11 protein-coding genes and 1 pseudogene are annotated in these 20,766 nt (G+C 51.4%); 4 read left to right on the top strand and 8 right to left on the bottom strand.

Features of this window, described 5'->3' with window-relative positions; translation table 11 throughout:
• The 4 genes and pseudogenes from IQ241_RS06485 to IQ241_RS06470 all read left to right on the top strand — a co-directional run.
• Positions 1-1,576 (top strand): annotated as a pseudogene (locus IQ241_RS06485) (FG-GAP repeat protein); the annotation flags it as partial.
• Positions 1,577-2,141: 565 nt separating this feature from the next.
• Positions 2,142-3,254, top strand: coding sequence for a TIGR03032 family protein (locus tag IQ241_RS06480; protein WP_193905604.1), 1,113 nt, complete (start codon positions 2,142-2,144; stop codon positions 3,252-3,254).
• 87 nt (positions 3,255-3,341) lie between these two features.
• Positions 3,342-3,566: a hypothetical protein gene (locus IQ241_RS06475; RefSeq protein ID WP_193905603.1), complete on the top strand. Its 225-nt coding sequence runs from the start codon at positions 3,342-3,344 to the stop codon at positions 3,564-3,566.
• A 361-nt stretch (positions 3,567-3,927) separates the two neighbouring features.
• Complete coding sequence (locus IQ241_RS06470) at positions 3,928-7,380, top strand: beta strand repeat-containing protein (RefSeq protein WP_193905602.1); 3,453 nt, start codon at positions 3,928-3,930, stop codon at positions 7,378-7,380.
• Between the two features lie 81 nt (positions 7,381-7,461).
• Here IQ241_RS06470 and IQ241_RS06465 read toward each other — a convergent pair whose 3' ends face one another.
• From IQ241_RS06465 to galE, 8 genes are all read right to left on the bottom strand, one after another.
• Entirely contained in the window at positions 7,462-8,718 is a 1,257-nt protein-coding gene (locus tag IQ241_RS06465) for a hypothetical protein (RefSeq protein ID WP_228021437.1), read from the bottom strand.
• A gap of 242 nt (positions 8,719-8,960) precedes the next feature.
• Complete coding sequence (locus tag IQ241_RS06460) at positions 8,961-10,109, bottom strand: methyltransferase domain-containing protein (RefSeq protein ID WP_228021436.1); 1,149 nt, start codon at positions 10,107-10,109, stop codon at positions 8,961-8,963.
• 237 nt (positions 10,110-10,346) lie between these two features.
• Complete coding sequence (locus tag IQ241_RS06455; protein ID WP_193905599.1) at positions 10,347-11,600, bottom strand: ABC transporter ATP-binding protein; 1,254 nt, start codon at positions 11,598-11,600, stop codon at positions 10,347-10,349.
• Positions 11,601-12,401 (bottom strand): ABC transporter permease, encoded by an 801-nt coding sequence (locus tag IQ241_RS06450; RefSeq protein WP_193905598.1) that lies wholly within the window; start codon positions 12,399-12,401, stop codon positions 11,601-11,603. It abuts the gene before it with no gap.
• Positions 12,402-12,428: 27 nt separating this feature from the next.
• Positions 12,429-15,194 carry a glycosyltransferase family 2 protein gene (locus IQ241_RS06445; protein ID WP_193905597.1) on the bottom strand — a complete coding sequence of 922 codons (2,766 nt, stop codon included), beginning with the start codon at positions 15,192-15,194 and terminating at the stop codon, positions 12,429-12,431.
• Between the two features lie 70 nt (positions 15,195-15,264).
• Positions 15,265-17,892, bottom strand: a complete 2,628-nt coding sequence (locus tag IQ241_RS06440; RefSeq protein ID WP_193905596.1) for a glycosyltransferase family 2 protein — start codon at positions 17,890-17,892, stop codon at positions 15,265-15,267.
• Positions 17,893-17,914: 22 nt separating this feature from the next.
• Entirely contained in the window at positions 17,915-18,979 is a 1,065-nt protein-coding gene (locus tag IQ241_RS06435) for a glycosyltransferase family 2 protein (protein WP_193905595.1), read from the bottom strand.
• 148 nt (positions 18,980-19,127) lie between these two features.
• Entirely contained in the window at positions 19,128-20,207 is a 1,080-nt protein-coding gene (gene galE / locus IQ241_RS06430) for a UDP-glucose 4-epimerase GalE (protein ID WP_193905594.1), read from the bottom strand.
• Positions 20,208-20,766: the final 559 nt, after the last annotated feature.

Here is a 20,766-nt window from a genome sequence, read left to right as displayed (position 1 = left end):
CCCCAACGGCAGCTATTCTGGCGAGAGCTACGTGGTGTTTGGCGGCAGCGCTGTCGGTAACAGCGGCAGTTTAGAGCTCTCTAGCCTGAATGGCAGTAACGGCTTTGTGCTTAACGGCATTGATGCCGGTGACCTCTCCGGCCGTTCGGTGAGCGGGGCCGGGGACCTCAACGGCGACGGCATCGATGACCTGATTATTGGCGCAGACGGTGCTAACCCCAACGGCGGCTCTTCTGGCGAGAGCTACGTGGTGTTTGGTCGCCGTGCCAACCAGGCTCCCACCATCACCAGCCCCGACAGCAACAGCGTACCGGAAAACCAAACCACTGCCATCGACGTCGAAACCAGCGACGACACAGACAGCGAAGGCAGCGGCCTCACCTACAGCCTCACCGGCGGCGTCGATGCGGCCCTATTCAACATCGACGCCAGTAGCGGCGTGGTCAGCTTCAACAGCGCCCCCGACTTCGAAAACCCCCAAGACAGCGGCAGCGACAATACCTACAACCTCGAAGTCAGCGTCACCGACTCCGGCGGCCTCAGCGATAGCCAAGCCCTAGCGATTGAGGTTGTCCCCACCGTCAACGGCAAAGCCGCCACTATCTACGTCAACACCGACAACATCGTCGTCGGCAACGCCTTCCAAGCCGGACAATCCTATGAGGGCGACCTGTTCAGCAACACCGATGCCGAGTTCAACAGCGGTAAATCTCCCGACGACGTGATTGCCGGCACCGACGGCGACGACAACATCTGGTCGGGCAGCGAAGGCAACGACACCATCGGTGCTAAAGCCGGCAACGATATCATCGGCATCAGTGATGGGGATACCTATGTCGAAGCCGGCAGCGGCAACGACTTCGTCTATGCCGCGGGCAATGGAGCCGGCGACAATACTATCGACCTGGGCAGCGGCGACGACGACTTCTGGGCACCGGCCGGAAACCATACCCTCACCGGCTCTGGCAACAACACGATTGGCCTTGGCACCGGCAACGATAGCGTCAGCACCGGCAGTGGCGATGACTTCATCTACACCGTCAACGGTGGGGGTGGAGTCAACAGCCTCGACCTGGGTGACGGCGAGAATACGGTCTACCTAGAGAACGGCAACTACAGCATCACCAGCGGCAGCGGCAGCGACTCGCTGGGTCTCGGCACCGGCACCGATAGCGTGGATGCTGGCGATGGCGACAACATCATCTATATGCTTGACCCCGATAGTGCCGGGAACAAAGACATCCTCACCGGGGCAGGCGACGACTACATCGAGACCGGCGCCGGCGATGACTTGCTCAACGGCGGCCTGGGGAATGTCAACACCCTGATAGGGGGCAGCGGCGCGGATACCTTTGCCCTCAATGACGGCACCTACACCTACCTCAGCGACTTTGAGCTAGGCACAGACCTGATCAGCCTGATGGGCGGCGTCAGCTTTGAGGACCTGAGCTTTAGCCAGGGCAGCGGAGAGCGCGCAGCGGATACCTTGATCAGCATTAGTGACAATGTGGTGCTGCAGGCGGCGAATATACAAGCCTCGGCGCTCAACGACCAAAACAACTTCACGACTGGCTAGCCGGGTCGCCGTACCGGGACGCTCACAGTGACGACTGCGGTCGCGCAGTGAGGCGTCCCGGTGTAGCCAACAATCACGTTTACCGATGTGAGGGTGAGATTCACCGGCATTTCTGGCGAGAGCTACGGGGTGTATGGTAGCGCAGCCGGCTTTAGCAGCAGTTTAGAGCTCTCTGGGTAGGCCCCCGGCCTGCCAACGTAGTCGCAGTGCTGCGTCAGAGGAGATCGTCGCGAAAGCTTTAGGGAATCGTTCTAAGACTCAGGCTGCTGTAGCCTCGTGCGAGAGCCTGGAATTCGATGCGATCAGATCGTATAATTGCAGAAGCCATGACAAACTTCATTCAAGTCGCTTTCACGAAAGCTTCGTAAGGATATCTCATCGGTTCTTTTCATAAAAGCAGCTCTGATTTAAGGCAATTACAGCATTTTTTTAACTGACAATCGATGACTGCGTTCGGTGGGGGCATAGCGCCCTCACCTACAGCTTGTGCTGCGATCGCAAGTTTGACTGCCCTATTCAGGATCGCAAGTTTGACCGCTCTATTCAGCAAGGTACGTTTCCTATCATGAGCCTCCCCGCCTCGATTTCCGCTGGTGCGTCTAACCCCCGGTTAGAAATAACTGGGTCGCGTCAATTCACGGCCTGGCTGGCTGAACAACCGTTAAGCCTCGCCTTCACCACTTACCAGGCAGGCAAGATGTTTTGGCTTGGCCTCCAGCCCGATGGCAGGCTCTCCGTGTTTGAACGCACCTTTGAGCGCTGCATGGGTCTCTGCATTCAAGACAGCACCCTCTGGCTCAGTACCCTATACCAGCTCTGGCGGTTTGAGAATACGCTCCCGGCGGGGCAGAACTACCAGGGCTACGACGCCCTCTACGTCCCGCAAATGAGCTATGTCACGGGGGATCTAGACATCCACGATGTGGTCATTGCCCAGGCACCAGGCAAAAGCGATAGGGCATCGGCAAGCACTGAGCATGAAAACCCCGTTTTTGTGAACACGCTCTTTAGCTGTCTGGCGCAGCCCAGTGCAACCCACAGCTTTGTCCCGGTCTGGCAGCCCCCGTTTATTAGCAAGCTGGCAGCAGAGGATCGGTGCCATTTAAATGGCTTAGCCCTACGCGATGGACAGCCGCGCTATGTCACGGCCATCAGCCAAAGCGATGTGGCCGATGGCTGGCGCGACCAGCGGGTCGATGGCGGTTGTGTGGTGGATATTGAGAGCAATGAAGTGATCGCCACGGGGCTGTCGATGCCCCATTCGCCTCGGTGGTATCGCGGCCAGCTCTGGCTGCTGAACTCGGGAAGGGGAGAGTTTGGCTATGTGGATGTGGCCACGGGCCGGTTTGAAGCGGTGACCTTTTGTCCGGGGTATCTGCGGGGGCTGGCTTTTGCGGGTGATTTTGCCGTGGTGGGGCTTTCCGAGCCGCGGCACAACAAAAGCTTTCAGGGGTTGCCCTTGGATGACGCCCTGACGGCCAAGGGCGCGACTCCGCGCTGTGGGTTGGGCGTGATTGACCTGCGCAGTGGGGATTTGGTGCATACCCTGCGCATCGAAGGCGTGATCGCGGAGCTGTATGACGTGGCGGTGATACCGGGGGTGCGTCGCCCCATGGCGATCGGCTTTCGCAATGACGAGATTCGACGGGTGCTTTCTGTGGGTGACTCACCAGGGTGACCCGACTAATGGACGGGGGCGATGACTTGCTCAACGGCGGCTTAGGGAATATCAACACCCTGATAGGGGGCAGCGGCGCGGATACCTTTGCCCTGCACGATAACACCTACACCTAATATCAGCGACTTTGAGTTAGGCACAGACCTGATTAGCCTGATGGGCGGCGTCAGCTTTGAGGACCTGAGCTTTAGCCAGGGCAGCGGAGAGCGCGCAGCGGATGCCTTGATCAGCATTAGTGACGATGTGGTGCTGCAGGCGGCGAATGTACAAGCATCGGCGCTCAACGACCAGAACAACTTCACGACTGGCTAGGCGGGTCCTCGCAATGGGATGCCTGAGCCGGTGACGACTGCGCTACCCCAGTCGTCACCGGCTCAGTGCAGGCAGCAGCACGCATGCGCATCCCAGTTTTGCCAGCCCTCACCCTAAATCCCTCTCCCCCGGGCGAGGGACTTTGAGTTTTGCTCAGCTTTCGGGCCGAGTTCCTTTCCCCTTTCTCCTCGGGGAGAAGGGGAAAGGCTTCTACTTTTTGCAAACTATACCCATGGCGCACGTTTGTAAAATTTTATCCAAAACTTACCGATGCAGAATCGGAGAGCAGGTAGCCGATGGTAAATTTTAAAATATAACTTCCGAGAATTCACTTAGACCTATTCGTATAAATAGAACCACCATGGCATTTAACTCAGTCTTAAACCTCTCTGATCTAGACGGCAGCAACGGCTTTGTGCTGAACGGCATTGATGCCGGTGACCGCTCTGGCCGTTCGGTGAGCGGGGCCGGGGACCTCAACGGCGACGGCATCGATGACCTGATTATTGGCGCATTCCTGGCCGACCCCAACGGCGGCTCTTCTGGCGAGAGCTACGTGGTGTTTGGCAGCGCATCTGGCTTTAGCAGCAGTTTAGAGCTCTCTAACCTGGATGGCAGCAACGGCTTTGTGCTTAACGGCATTGATGCCGGTGACCGCTCCGGCATTTCGGTGAGCGGGGCCGGGGACCTCAACGGCGACGGCATCGATGACCTGATTATTGGTGCATACGGTGCCGACCCCAACGGCAGCTATTCTGGCGAGAGCTACGTGGTGTTTGGCGGCAGCGCTGTCGGTAGCAGCAGCAGTTTAGAGCTCTCTAACCTGGATGGCAGCAACGGCTTTGTGCTTAACGGCATTGATGCCTATGACCGCTCCGGCTTTTCGGTGAGCGGGGCCGGGGACCTCAACGGCGACGGCATCGATGACCTGATTATTGGCGCATTCCTGGCCGACCCCAACGGCAGCTATTCTGGCGAGAGCTACGTGGTGTTTGGCGGCAGCGCTGTCGGTAACAGCGGTAGTTTAGAACTCTCTAGCCTGAATGGCAGCAACGGCTTTGTGCTGAACGGCATTGCTGCCGGTGACCGCTCCGGCTTTTCGGTGAGCGGGGCCGGGGACCTCAACGGCGACGGCATCGATGACCTGATTATTGGCGCAGTCCTGGCCGCCCCCAACGGCACCAACCAAGCGGGCGAGAGCTACGTGGTGTTTGGCGGCAGCGATGTCGGTAACAGCGGTAGTTTAGAGCTCTCTAACCTGGATGGCAGCAACGGCTTTGTGCTTAACGGCATTGATGCCAGTGACTTCTCTGGCCGTTCAGTGAGCGGGGCCGGGGACCTCAACGGCGACGGCATCGATGACCTGATTATTGGCGCAGACCTGGCCGACCCCAACGGCAGCGGTTCTGGCGAGAGCTACGTGGTGTTTGGCCGCGCATCTGGCTTTAGCAGCAGTTTAGAGCTCTCTGATCTAGACGGCAGCAACGGCTTTGTGCTTAACGGCATTGATGCCAATGACCGCTCCGGCATTTCGGTGAGCGGAGCCGGGGACCTCAACGGCGACGGCATCGATGACCTGATTATTGGCGCATTCCTGGCCGACCCCAACGGCAGCTATTCTGGCGAGAGCTACGTGGTGTTTGGCGGCAGCGCTGTCGGTAACAGCGGCAGTTTAGAGCTCTCTAGCCTGAATGGCAGTAACGGCTTTGTGCTTAACGGCATTGATGCCGGTGACCTCTCCGGCCGTTCGGTGAGCGGGGCCGGGGACCTCAACGGCGACGGCATCGATGACCTGATTATTGGCGCAGACGGTGCTAACCCCAACGGCGGCTCTTCTGGCGAGAGCTACGTGGTGTTTGGTCGCCGTGCCAACCAGGCTCCCACCATCACCAGCCCCGCCAGCAACAGCGTACCGGAAAACCAAACCACCGCCATCGACGTTGAAACCAGCGACGACACAGACAGCGAAGGCAGCGGCCTCACCTACAGCCTCACCGGCGGCGTCGATGAGTCCCTATTCAGCATCGACGCCAGTAGCGGCGTGGTCAGCTTCAACAGCGCCCCCGACTTCGAAAACCCCCAAGACAGCGGCAGCGACAACACCTACAACCTCGAAGTCAGCGTCACCGACTCCGGCGGCCTCAGCGATAGCCAAGCCCTGGCGATTGAGGTCACCGACGTCAACGAGAATAGCGCTCCCACCATCACCAGCCCCGACAGCAACAGCGTACCGGAAAACCAAACCACCGCCATCGACGTTGAAACCAGCGACGACACAGACAGCGAGGGCAGCGGCCTCACCTACAGCCTCACCGGCGGCGTCGATGAGTCCCTATTCAGCATCGACGCCAGTAGCGGCGTGGTCAGCTTCAACAGCGCCCCCGACTTCGAAAACCCCCAAGACAGCGGCAGCGACAACACCTACAACCTCGAAGTCAGCGTCACCGACTCCGGCGGCCTCAGCGATAGCCAAGCCCTGGCGATTGAGGTCACCGACGTCAACGAGAATAGCGCTCCCACCATCACCAGCCCCGACAGCAACAGCGTACCGGAAAACCAAACCACCGCCATCGACGTTGAAACCAGCGACGACACAGACAGCGAGGGCAGCGGCCTCACCTACAGCCTCACCGGCGGCGTCGATGAGTCCCTATTCAGCATCGACGCCAGTAGCGGCGTGGTCAGCTTCAACAGCGCCCCCGACTTCGAAAACCCCCAAGACAGCGGCAGCGACAACACCTACAACCTCGACGTCAGCGTCACCGACTCCGGCGGCCTCAGCGATAGCCAAGCCCTCGCTATCGAAGTTGTCCCCACCGTCAACGGCAAAGCCGCCACTATCTACGTCAACACCGACAACATCGTCGTCGGCAACGCCTTCCAAGCCGGGCAGACCTATGAGGGCGACCTGTTCAGCAACACCGATGCCGAGTTCAACACCGGTAAATCTCCCAACGACGTGATTGCCGGCACCGCCGGCGATGACAACATCTGGTCGGGCAGCGAAGGCAACGACACCATCGGTGGCAAGGCAGGCAACGATACCATCGGCATCAGTGATGGGGATACCTATGTCGAAGCCGGCAGCGGCAACGACTTCGTTTATGCCGCGGGCAATGGAGCCGGAGACAATACTATCGACCTGGGCAGCGGCGACGACGACTTCTGGGCACCGGCAGGTAACCACACTATCACCGGCTCTGGCAACAACACGATTGGCCTTGGCAGCGGCAACGATAGCGTCAGCACCGGCAGCGGCGATGACTTCATCTACACCGTCAGCGGTGGGGGTGGAGTCAACAGCCTCGACCTGGGTGACGGCGAGAATACGGTCTACCTAGAGAACGGCAACTACAGCATCACCAGCGGCAGCGGCAGCGACTCGCTGGGTCTCGGTACCGGCACCGATAGCGTGGATGCCGGCGATGGCGACAACATCATCTATATGCTTGACCCAGATAGTGCTGGCAACAAAGACATCCTCACCGGGGCAGGCGACGACTATATCGAGACCGGCGCCGGCGATGACTTGCTCAATGGCGGCTTAGGGAATGTCAACACCCTGGTCGGGGGCAGCGGCGCGGATACCTTTGCCCTCAATGACGGCACCTACACCTACCTCAGCGACTTTGAGCTAGGCACAGACCTGATCAGCCTGATGGGCGGCGTCAGCTTTGAGGACCTGAGCTTTAGCCAGGGCAGCGGAGAGCGCGCAGCGGATGCCTTGATCAGCATTAGTGACGATGTGGTGCTGCAGGCGGCGAATGTACAAGCCTCGGCGCTCAACGACCAAAACAACTTCACGACTGGCTAGCCGGGTCGTCGCCCCGGGGCGCTCACAGTGACGACTGCGGTCGTGCAGTGAGGCGTCCCGGGGCGAGGGCCGGCGATTCGTTTAGATAGCCGTAAACTCAACCAATATGGCCGATTGTGTCGGGACAGAGATCGGCAGACGGCCAGCTTGGAAGGGTTGGCTACTGATCGTTTCGTCAGCTATTTGGTCACTCAGCTGCCAGACGGTTCCAGTCCCCTCAGTTAGAAGGGTAGAGATGTTTGCGGTCAGGTCATAGGTCAAACTGCCCTCATTTACAACCAGTAAATAGATGGTTTCAGGAGTACTTTTTGTCGCGATCGCCGTTAAATCGTCATTTTGAGAAAATTCTGTTGAAAGTACGGTCTGACCACCCTGCAAGGCTCGAATCCCCATCCGAAAAGCGTAATAACTGAACCGGTGCTCTCCCCTAGCATTGATCAAACCTGCGAACCCATCCTCACCCTGGCCCCAGTCATATAGAGAAAAAATGTGGCTACCATAGATATGGGCAGCTCCGGGTTGGGCCGCCCGAATTAGATTTTTGAGCAGGCTTAGCGAAAAGGCAAGATCGTCATAGCCTGTGGTATAGGTCCCCCATTCTCCTAGCCAAATCGGCGAGTCGGCATGCAGGGTCCCTTGCATCCACTGGCGAACCTGTTGGGTATAGACAGCGATATTTTCTGCATAGTTATGGATGTTGACACTATCAAAAAAATCTGGAATCGTCTGTAAGGCATCAGAGACCCAGCTGCTCTCACCGGTGGTGACTGGCGCATGAATATGGTAATCACGGCCCGGCAGGTAGGTGCTGTAAACGAAGTCAGCGACATCATGGGCTACCTGTACTAACTTAAAATAATCGTTTCGACTTCCTCCCCAGCCCTGCTGACGATTGTCTGGCTCGTTGTGAATCTCAAAATCGTCCACCCGATAGTCATTGCGCACATTCAACCAGTAGATCGTCGCAAACACATGTTCCCACCACTCATTCCAGTCTGCTTCTGTACGGGGAGGATTTAGCTCTAATGCCCAATCCGGGTTCCAGCCGGGATCGGTATTGCGAATGGTCAGGACAGGTCGAATATCGGCTCGCTTAAGCGTCTCAAAAATGGTGCGAGCGCTACCCTGCCACAGTTCTGTGGGGACACCTGAAAAGGCATAGTCGGTGCCTGCTTTAGGCTGGGTCATCACCCTGTCCCACCTTTCCCAAGGAATCACATCAGGATCAGCCTTGATCTGAGCAATGGTAGGTAAACCATACCTGCCATCATCATCTTCCGTTTCCCAACGAGACATTCCTCCATAAATTCGATAGGTATTGATGCCTAAATCAGTCATATCTGCTAGGTCAAAATTGACGTTGCCTTCACAGGCTCCGATGTAGCGAGTACTCCGACCAATAGGCGTATCTAAAATTTCTATGACAGCGGGATTAGAAGAGGCGGCTACATCTGCCTTGCCCCATACGCTTGCAAGACAAATCCCTAAGATGAGCACAAAGATCGGAGAGCGCCTTTTCAACCGTGAGCCAAGCCGTGAGCCAAGCGCAGCCAAAGAGCGCCGAGAGCGCCAGGAAAGCTTCACAATTGTTTCCCCTCGGGAACTTTACAGCTCCAGCCCATAGGGGGATAGAGGACTCCTCTCTGAGGTGCAGACGCCTTGATCACGACAGGATAGCGGTGCCAGTGCAAGTCGTAAGTCTGCTCCCAGTTTGTAGAAAAGATACTAGGGTTAATATAGTAAGTTCCTTGAACCAAATCTAGCCGCTCTATTTGCAGCTGAATATGCTGGGGTTGCGGATCGTTGCCCATTTCTGCCGAAAGTAGAACGCTAGTATCTAGAAGGATATTTCCGGCTTCGTCACTAAGATATAGATTGAGCATTGCGGTTCCTACCGAGGGCTGAAACTGGTAGGCGACTTCGATAGTCAACGCATCGCCACTTTGAATTTCGGTATTTGGGTGTTGAGTATTTGGATGTAATGTGAGCCCTAAAATGCAAACGGCTTGGGTAAGTTCTTGAAAGGTATCTTCGTCCTGAGCGTCAGGTGAAGGGTGGGAACAGTGCTGTAAATAAATAGTGGGATGAACGACTGACTTTCCTAGAAAATCGTTCTGAGCTGAGGTGGGTAAGTCTGGGTAATCCGAAAGGCGATCGCTTCGGACAAAGAGAAAGCTATTCTGGGCATACCAGGGCTGAACATCAGGGTTATCCCAAACTCTATCGCGTAGAATGTCGAGGCCAATGTAACCTTTTGCCTTAAACAGACCAAACCAGTAACTCGGCCACTGCTCATTGATATGGTGAGTGCCCCCTTGATGGGGAATAGCCGCTGAAAATAGCACTACATCACTTAGCCCAACAAGCGTTTCTATAAATGCTTGAGCGCTCTCTTCAGGTAAGTGCTCTGCAACTTCTAAAGAGATCGCTAAATCAAACTTTTGATTTAGGAAAACGCTTTGGCTCAGGTCAAAAGCTCTGAAACAGTCTGCTGGAATTTGTAAAGTATCTGCCTCTACATAGCTACCGTCTAAACCCAAGATCTCAACGCCCTGAGCCTGAAACACTGAGAGCCAGGTCCCGTCTCCACAGCCAACGTCTACGACATTGCTAGGCTTAATCCAAGCTAGAATTAACGGAACAATGACTTCCGCTGACTGCCGAGCACCGTAACGTAGCTGATCAAAAAAATCAGAATCGTAAGTCTCCTGTACAGTTCGCACTACCATAGGATACTTGACCAAAGTTCATGTATGAGCAAGGCTTTCATCCCATAAATTTAGACGGTCTTAGCTCCCGAATAGTTGTAAAAAACGATTATAGCGGTTCCTAATCAATTGAGGTACGGGTTTGATCCCCCCTGCCCCCCTTGAAAAGGGGGGAAACCTTTTAGAACCAATATAGGTAGCATTTGGGGGGATCGAGTTTAGGCATGGATGTATCTCACTGGATTGAGAAAGGCTGTATTAGCGCGGAGGAAGCAGCTGAGGTGTTTTAGAAGAAACCACTTCCCAGCGCATAGGAGGCTGTAAAATCCCTTTAGATGGCGTCTTCGAGTCTACAGTTAAGGGATAAACATGCCAATGGTAGTCGTACGCATACGACCAATCTTGCTTGTATATACCTACATTCACAAAATACTGCCCACTACTTAGGTCTAGGCGGTCGAGAGTGAGCCTGATAGTTCCCTTTTCTTGAAGTGGAATGTAGGGGATACCGGCTTCTAAACTGTTCACATCCAAACAGGGTTTACTATCTTCTTGGCTGACGGCAACGCTGAAAATAGCGCTGTCAACAGTGGGTTGTGCCCGATAATCAATTTCAACCTGAAGCCGATCACCAGATTCTATAGCAGATTTGGGTAAGAAACGCACATCTATGATCTCAGCTTCCAAGGAGCCGAAACGGTTTTGGTTTACCTGTAACTGTGCTCCTGTCCGAGTCAGCTGCGGAGGACGATGCGGGGTACGGTGCTGGGTTTGCGATCGCATTTCACTGGTATATTGCCCTGCCACCACTTCGGGTTCGCCGTAGGCCATGACTGTGCCCTGCTTTAGCCAAAGAGCGCGATCGCATAATCGCTCAACTTGACTCACATCATGAGAGACTAAGACAATGGCACATCCCTGTTCTTTCATTTCAGTTATGCGATTGAGGCACTTAACTTGAAAGGATAAATCCCCTACCGATAAGAATTCGTCGACAAGGAGGATATCCGGGTCAGTATGTACCGCGATGGAGAAGGCTAGACGCATCATCATCCCAGAGCTGTAAGTACGAACAGGATTATCAATGAACCCTTCAAGCTCAGCGAATTTAACAATGCGATCAAGCCGATAGGCTACTTCTTGACGCCGCAACCCAGCCACAATAGCGGTTACGAAAAGATTATCTCGCCCGGTCAAATCTCCATGAAAGCCAGCCCCTAAGTCGAGCAAAGCCCCTACTCGTCCCCGCATCTTAATGCGGCCTTCAGTTGGGTGGGCAACTTTACCTAAAAGCTGCAAAAGGGTAGATTTTCCAGCTCCATTGTGGCCAATAACCCCTAGCATTTTTCCACCTTCAACCGTGAAGGAGACTCCCCGCAGTGCCCAAAAATGCTCAACAGGCTTGATGCGCTGAAGACCTGACAAAACTGCCTCCATTATAGTGAAGGGCTTTGTTACATGATAGCGGTTAAAGTGTTTGCCTAGATTTTCGACCAAAATGGCATCACGCATTTAGATTTCCTCGACGAAACGAAGGCTTTGACGTCTGAATACCCGATATCCAATAGGCAGAAGGATCAAAGTTACACCTGCAATAATTACTAAGGCTAGCCAATCGGGTTGTACTCCCCAGATTAAAATTTGTCGGTAGCAGGTTACAATATGCACCATCGGATTAAGCCCATAAGCATACCAAAAGCGCTCAGGGATACTATCTATTTCGTAAAAAATGGGTGTGAGGTAAAACAGAAACTGGAGCAAAACCCCGAGCGTATGCTGAGTATCTCGAAACGTAACATTAACTGCAGCCAAAAAGTATGATAAAGTCACCGTTAAACCGAACTGAATCAATTGCAGCAGCGGCAAGCATAATACTATAGGTGTCAGCTGAACACCATCAATTAATAGAAAAACTACTAAAACTGGTAAAGCTAGGATAAAGTGAATTAGCCCGGTTGTTACGACGACGACTGGTAAAGTAACGCTTGGAAAACCAGGCTGCCGAATAAGCGGACGACTATCGATGATAATCCCGGTTGCTTGAAAGAGCGAATTCTGAAACCAGTTCCAAGCTAGCAAACCTGTGAAGACGTATGACGAATACTGAGGAATATCAATCTTGATAATAAGTTGAAAGACAAAAATGAAAACTAGCAATTGCAGCAAGGGATTAATTAACGTCCAGGCAATTCCTAGCGTCGATCGCTTGTACATGAGCTTTAGGTCGCGATCAACCAGCGATTTTAGCAGATCCCAAAGGTATCCAGGCTTTCGCAGTGATATTGGATTAAGCGCCTGATCTAGCTGTTTCATGATTCATACCTCGTTCGTCTTTTATGGTCATGGCTCGATATTCGTGCTCAGGCTTAAATCTTTTATTTGTTGTTTTATTTCCTTGCCAGCCGTTGAACTCGCAGATAGCTCTACTCGCTGGAATAGAGGTAGTCTGTAAGGTGCACTCTTCCCTTTCAACAAGACCCTTAGCCGCGAATGGAGTAAGCCCCAAGGGCCATTAATGTTACCCAGGATTTCTAAAAGAATCAGGTGTACGGGATAGGTACTTCGGCCACGCAGGCGATGGTAGATCCGGGAAGCATGGGCTATTGGCAGACCTACAGCAACTTGTACCAATCCTCGCCAATCACCATCTTTGAACCAAGTGTTCAAGTGATAAGCTACATGACCTTTGCTGTAGTTGAATAACTGCTTGTATAATGCGCCCATTGTTTGGCGGTGTTGATGCCAAACATAAGCTTGGGGCTTATAAACAATGGTGTAGCCTGCCTTGAGTACTTTATAGAAGAGGTAGGTGTCTTCACCCACTCCTGACGGCATGCCGGGACCTAATGCTTCGTCCATCAGCCCAATTTGTGGATGATGGAAAATTGATGCACGAAACGCTGCATTGGCGGTTGCGCCCAAAGTCCAAGTGGGAACTGCTTTATAGGGAAATAGTTCAAACCAGTTGCCATCCACTTCAAATCCTTCAAAACCTCTTCCCAACCCTCCATAACTTTCAAATAGTCGCTGAGATTTAGTTTCTAGCTGCAGCGGCAATATATTACCAGTGACTGCCATGACATCTGGACGAGCAAAGGGTGAAACTAACTGCTCAATCCATGTAGGAGGCATACTCACATCATCATCAGTCATCACAATAATGTCACCCTGGCTAGCAACAATACCGGCGTTGCGAGCATAGGCCAGTCCTTTTCGGGGCTCGTTTACCAGATGAACAGAGGTAAACTCTTCTAGAACAGGTGAAGTTAACCCAGAAGCAGGATGGTTATCCACCACAATAACTTCAGTGGTACGTGGTGAAATCTGATTAACTAAACAGTTTAATGCCCTCCTTAATTCCTCAGGGCGATCATAGGTAGCTAAAATGACGGAGACTGCTTTGTCCTGTGGCAAAGGAATCTCGCCCTCAATGTTTTCTGTAGCTAATGGCCAGTTTTGGGACAGGGCTGCCATGACTTGTGACCATTGGAGATCGTTGCTCAGTCGTTTATTTAACTCTAAGGTTTTGAGTTTCAATCCGTCAAAAATAGCTTGGCGCAACTGGTCGGTTGAAATGGGACAACCCGAGTGAGTTAAATTGACACTACCCAGAGGGCTGTTGTGCCAGTTTAAAAAGATTCGAACCTGATCGTATTCGGCTACATCAGTAAACGATTGGATAGGTTGGCTAAGTTCGAGGGTACGTACGGCTACAGCATCTAGCTTAGTAACACCAGTAGTAATGCCAGTGGTAACGTTTGATAGAAACTCTGTTTTCTTCAGTTCTACAGGTTTTAGCCCATAGGTTTGGGAGTCAGAAAACATCGCAAGTCGCCGGGTTTGCCTCTGGGATTTTAAGTAGGCTGTAATGCCTTGAAAACATCCTAAAAACTCGGCCCAAATCAAGTCTTTTGGGAAACGTTTTGGGTATCTAAAGGAAGTCCAAAGGTGTCGAAGGTTGCCATACCAAAGCCACCAAAGAGCTAGCAGCAGAAATGACCAGCGTTCTTCAGCATAATTGATAAAGCCGTGTAGAAAATAGGAGTAAAGTCCAACACCATCGCTGGCTAGCTGTACTCGTAAAGATTCATAGTCTTGACGGTGCCGATGCCACACTAGAGCAGCAGGCTCATAGACCAAGGAGTGCCCTGATTTAAGGACCTGAAAAAATATTTCCAGGTCTTCGCATCCGCGTGTTGGTGTTCCTGCTCCTAGTGCAGAGTTAAATCCTCCCATAGAGCTTAGAGCATGACGGTTAAACGCCATATTAGCTCCTGTCCCGCACTGACCGGTTCCTAGGAGATACCAAGGAACAACCTGATTTTTGCCCTTAGAAAAAACTTTTGGCTCAAATCCTTTTCCAAATCCCCCATGACGTTCAAACAGAATTTGAGACTTGTACTCAAGTTCGTAGGGAGCAACCAAGCCCGTTACGGCGACTGCTTCTGAATATTGTTGAAACGTTTTCACAAGAGCCGTGACCCAATTCTTGTCAACCAGAACGTCATCATCAGTGTACGCCAGAAATTCTCCTCGAGCCTCTTTCAGCGCCCGGTTCCGTGCCCAACTTAATCCTGGGCGTAATTCTTGTATGTAGCGGACATTGGAATAACTACTTACAAGCTTTTCTGTCGAATCATCTGAAGGGGCATTATCGACGACTAAGAGCTCTAAATTGGGATAATCCAGCTGGACTAGGGTATCCAGACAGATCTGCAAATTTTCGGTACGATTGCGTGTACACACACATACGGTGACCAGTGGATAATCTTCTAATGGTTGTGCCGGATATATTCCCTGAACTACATCCTGAATTGGCAGTCCTTTGCGTAAGTCGCCAGTTGCCAACGCATTTATCGTGAGATTCTGAATTAGTTTCCAGTTGAGTTCTTTAAGGATAGCTACTTTGATTGTGCTCGCAGAGCACTTACCATTCGGTAAGGGTAAAGTCAAATAACCCAAAGGACTACTGTGTAATCGCACTAGAATCTGGAGAAATTCATAGCGGACTAATCCCTCAAAACTTGGTAACGGTTGGCTCAGTTCAATCTCAACAACTTTAATCGGACGAAAAGTAGATTGGGCAGAGGAACTTAGAAATGACATTAGCACTATTCCATCAGGTTTGTTTTAACTCGGGGGAGTCCTAATCAATTGCTTTCTTCATTGTTTCTTGCTAGCGTTGAGAGATCGGAATATAAGGTCGGCTACGCCCCTCATGCCTAACTCGTCGATAGGACTGCCAAAGGGACCATGGACCAGCAAAATTACCAATCATTTCTAGAAAGAGTAATGACATAGGGTAGTTTGTCCATTTCCGAATACGCGCTTGAATACGCCAGAGAAAGAGTAAAGGGATTTCGACGAGTACTCGTCGTAACCCGCGCAAATCTCTATCCTTTAGAAAAGTTACTAGATGATATGATGGACCGCCTTTACTGTAATTATAAATTTGGCGCCGTAAGGCTGCGTTGTCCTGACGGTGCTTATGCCACACAAAGGCTTCAGGCTCGTAGACTAACGTATAGCCCGCTTTAAGAACTTTATAAAATAAATAAGTATCTTCCCCAACGCCAGAAGGCATCCCAGGTCCTAAAGCTTCCTCCATTAGACCAATATCAGTATGGCTGAATATGCTGGCTCGGAATGCAGCGTTGGCAGTTGCTCCTAGTTCCCACGTTGGAACAGCTCTATTTTCAAAGGATTCAAACCAGTTCCCATCAACCTCAAATCTTTTGAAGCCTTTGCCTAACCCTCCATAACTCTCAAAAGCTTGTTGAGAAAGAGTTTCGAGCTGAATAGGAAGAACATTCCCTGTTACAACCATGACATCAGGTCGGACAAAGGGAGCAAGCAGCTTCTCGATCCAGTCGGGTGGTGGAGTTACATCATCATCCGTGGCTATAACAATTTCTCCGGTGCTAGCTGCGAAGCCAGCATTACGAGCGTAGGCCAAACCTTTGCGTGGCTCACTGACAAGCTTTACACCAGGGAATTTAGCAACGACAGGTGGTGTTAATCCCGAATCTGGATGGTTGTCTATAACGATGATTTCAATACTGCGCGGTGACTGCTGAGCAAGTAAGTGGTTCAGACAATTACACAAGTCATTTGGGCGGTCATAGGTTGCCAAGGCTATTGATATTGGAATGGAACTTGGCAGAGCTGTTGGGCTATATGGGTCTGTTGCTAAGGAAAGTAGTTTTTCGCTCAATACGTCATATGCTCTTGACCATCGCAACTCGTCGGTGGTCAGGGTTAACTTGCGATCAAGAAGCTTCGTTCCAAAATGTTCGGCAATCCTGTCAGCTAAGCGGTCTACAGAAAAGGGTTGAAAGTCATTTTGGATTCGAACCGTCCCTAAAGGTTCATCTTGCCAAAAAACAAAAAGTTGAATGAATTGGTACCCAGTTGTATCTAGGATTGACTTTAAAGGCTGAGCGATGTCAACTGTCTGAACTGCTACTTGATTTACCCTTTTTTCCCTTAAAACCTTAGTTCTAGTAGGCTTAGGAAATTTGACTTCAGGCTCGCGCCTATAATCTTGTGCAACTGCTATCGCGTCCCGTTTTGCTCTTTGGTAGCGTGTCAAGCCAATAAAGCAGCCTTTTAATTCATTCCAAATGAATTGGCGAGGAAAGCTTTGAGGATATTTAAAGGACTTCCAGAGCCGGGCTAAAAGCCACCATCGAATCCAGAAAATGCTTAGCTTAATAAATGCCCATCGCTCGTCTGGATAATTGCGTGAACAACAGGTGAAGTAAGCATAAAGTCCAATGCCGTTATTCGCAATTTGCGACTGTAACTTCTGGCGTTCTCGGCGATGGCGATGACGAACCAAGGCGCGAGGCTCATATACCAATGGGTAATGTTCTTTGATGACTCGAAAGAACATTTCGAGGTCTCCGCCGCCGTTCGTAACAGTACCGACATCCATAGCGGGATCAAATCCACCAACCCTTTCAAATAGCGAGACGCGATAGGCCATATTGGCTCCCGTACCAAACTTGCCTGAAGCACCATATAGAGAGGCTGCCTTCAATCTGTCTTCGGGATTGTAACGGTACCAACGCGTTTTAAAGCCTCGCCCAAATCCTCCATAGCTTTCAAATAAAACCTGTGAATATGTTTCAAGTTCATAGGGGACAACTAGCCCGGTTACCGCCATTACCTCTGGATTTTCTGCAAATACCTGGGCCAGTCCCTTCACCCAGCCAGGATCAACTACCACATCATCATCAGTGTAAGCAATAATCTCGCCCTTGGCTTCTAGGATGGCCCGGTTGCGCGCCCAGTCCAGCCCTGGTCGCGGCTCTCGTACGTATCGCACCTGAGGATAATGGTGCTCTAAAAGCTCTTTTGTCGCTTCCGTTTGGGGCGCGTTATCGACGACTAGGATATCAAGGTGTGGGTAGTCCAGCTGGGTAATCGCCTCAAGGCAGAGTTTCATGTCCTCGGGGCGATCGCGGGTACATACCGCTACCGTGACCAGCGGCCACTCTCCAGCATATTCTGCTGGAGGAAGATCAATCAAAGCCTCTAGGGTTAACTCCTCAGGTCGCTGAAGTGATACCAGCCCATTTTTCAGTAGCTGACAGATGATTGACCAGCTATGCTGCTCCAAAATCAGTTTGCTAAGACTCTCTGCTGTACAGTGACCTAGGGTAACTGGAGCCTTGACATAGCCCAAGGGCACTCCGTGCAGCCGGACCAAAGCTTGTAATCCTAAATAACCTTCTAAATTCTCGATCGAGGTGATTGGGCGGCTGAGTTCAATATCAATGACTTTAATTGGGTAAAGCATACTATAAACAAATATTAAGAGGTTAACTGATCTGAAGTAGCTGATGCAAGAGCTGACCGAGTAAAAGCTTAAACTGCAAGCTAAATGAAGCGGGAGAAAAGATAGGCAATCCTGACCTAGGAACAGCTAGCTGTGAAGATAAGTTAGGAATTTTGGATGGCGAACAATGCTTGTACCAACAGCTCTTGAGAAATAGACTATAGAAACCGTAGCGCAACGGCGGCGTCAGCCAGTCGGCTTTAAAGGCAGCCCGAAGCCAGGCTAGGGTTTGGTCAGGGTCGCCACACTGGTCGCTTTGGCGCGCTAAATACATATAGAAGCTGCTACAAGAGAGCCGATAGAGCCATGCTGGAATATCCTGATGATGTTGATGCACCTGTTGTAACATGAGATTATGGGATTTTGCCATGCGGCAGAAGTCTCTTGACATGGTGCTGTCAGCTTTGCGATAGCCAATCAGAAACTGGGGCACTGACTGGAATGAAGAGTATTCAGCGATTCGCAGGTAGAGGTCCCAATCTTCACAGCCCTGAGCCCCCTGCTGCTGAAAATCGCTGCGATATCCGCCGACCTGTTCTACACAGCTCCGACGGAAGACAGCGGCGCTGGCATTGCCAATGAAATTGTGGCATGCCAGCGTTTTATAAACTCGACCGGAGATTCTAGAAGCGCGGAATCCGCCAATGGGTTGGTTAGTCGCATCAATATCCAAAGACCAGGCATAGGTCAGACCGGCATTTGTCTCAATCAGGCGCTGAACCTGCTGCTCTAGATTTTCGGGATACCAGATGTCGTCAGCGTCTAGGGGCGCGATAAATTCGCCGGTAGACTGCGCGATCGCAAAATTTCGAGCTGCGGCAACCCCGGCGTTTTGCTGTCTTAAGAGCCGAATTCGCCTATTCTTTTGCGTATAAGCGGCAACGATTTCACCCGTTCGATCCTGGGAGCCATCGTCTACAACTAGCACTTCTAAATTGCTATAGGTCTGAGCCATCACTGAGTCAAGCGTTTCAGCAATAAACTTCTCGGCATTGTAAGCCGGGACAATGACGGATACTAAAGGGTTGTCGAGCGAGCTACCTGACATGATGTTTGAGCCAATACTGAACAATCAAAATCGAAGTTTATAGAAGTCAATACATTAGACTTCCAGAAATCGCCCAGCTTCAAGACTGTTGAAATCTTCATGGATTAAATTTGACGACGAAAGCTTAAACCAAAGAAACTGAGTAAAACTAATGCCTACCTGCTGCTGAAGCTGACACCAATTCTCTATGAGACGTTTTCTCTAGTTTTCTTCTGGGACCATTTACGTGACTTTTATGACGTTTTTGATGCCAGGCCCAGGCGTGGTGCAGCATGGTTTCAAGCTGTGGGAATTGGGGCTGCCAACCTAAAATTTCTCTTGCCCGATCGCAGCTTCCTACGAGGATGGGAGGGTCACCTGCACGAGCCGGACAAATCTGCACTGTTAGCTCCCGCTGAGTCACTCGTTGAACGGTATCAATCACCGCTCTGACTGAGAAACCGCTGCCGTTGCTTAAGTTGAAGGTTTGGCTGGTGTCCTGCTCAAGCAAATATTCCAGCCCCAGCAGATGGGCGTCAGCGAGATCACAGACATGGATGTAGTCTCTGATACAGGTGCCGTCTGGGGTGGGATAGCGATCGCCAAAAATGGAAATGGAGTCTCGCTGACCCAGAGCCGTGAGCAAAACTAGCGGAATCAGATGGGGCTCGGGACTATGGTCCTCGCCCAGTTGGCCTTCGGGGTCGGCCCCAGCAGCGTTGAAGTAGCGAAAGCAGACGGACTTCAGCCCGTAGGCGGCGTCAAAATCGGCCAGCATTTGCTCAACTATGAGCTTGCTGGTTCCATAGGGGTTAATCGGAGCCTGCGGATGGGTTTCTGGGATCGGGACCTGCTTAGGGATACCGTAAGTGGCGCAGGTCGATGAGAAAACCAGCTTTTTGACCGAGGCCGCGACCATAGCCTCCAGCAGCGTCAGCGTCCCAGCGACGTTATTCCGGTAGTATTTGGCCGGGTTTGTGACCGACTCGCCGACATAGGCGTAGGCGGCGAAGTGCATGACTGCGACGATTTCACGAGTGGCAAAGAGATGGTCTAGCAGGGCGCGATCGCAAATATCGCCGACCACCAATTCCGCTTGCAGCACCTGCTCTACAATGTCGCGATGACCGTATACCAAGCTATCCAGTATAATTACGGAATAGCCCTTTGTTTGGAGTGCTTTGACGACGTGGGAGCCGATATATCCAGCACCGCCCGTGACTAAAACTGCTGGCTGGGATTGAATCATCAGCAAAAACTCACAAGATAGTTTAAAGTATTGTATAACTTTCTAAGTAATAATACTGAGAAAGTCCGATCGGCGCTCTACCCTTTTTGGAAGGGTTCTTTGCATTCAGCTGTTGCTGAATAATCTGAATTACAGCCGATTAATGAGTGCACCCCAGTCTTGTAAGTCCAAGTTTGAGACAACGTTTCAAAGCCTTTGATTTAGAAAGGATTCGGTTCTGAGTATTTATGCTTATTTCAAAATTGGGATGCATTCTGATTAATTGCTTTGCTGGCAGCTATAAATTCTGCGGTTTTCTGTTGTAAAAACCGGGTTTCTAGGCGTTCAGGTGGTCATCCTGATAGGCTCTCGGAAGCCATTAGACCTAACGTGTAAGACAATATTAAAAAGTAACTCCCTACGTTAGAATCGGAACAAACTAATCCTAAGAATCAGGGTTAGTTATTTTGCTGATATTACTATTTACTGAAACTACGCAGGGATTTACAAGTTAGAGAGCCTAAAGATTACACAAACAAAGCAAATCCAGGCCAGTTATTAAAGTCGGTATAAATTAGCG

It is taken from the genome of Vasconcelosia minhoensis LEGE 07310 (genome assembly GCF_015207255.1).
In the GTDB taxonomy this organism is placed as follows: Bacteria; Cyanobacteriota; Cyanobacteriia; order Phormidesmidales; family Phormidesmidaceae; genus Vasconcelosia; species Vasconcelosia minhoensis.
This window is presented reverse-complemented; position numbering and strand designations above follow the sequence as displayed.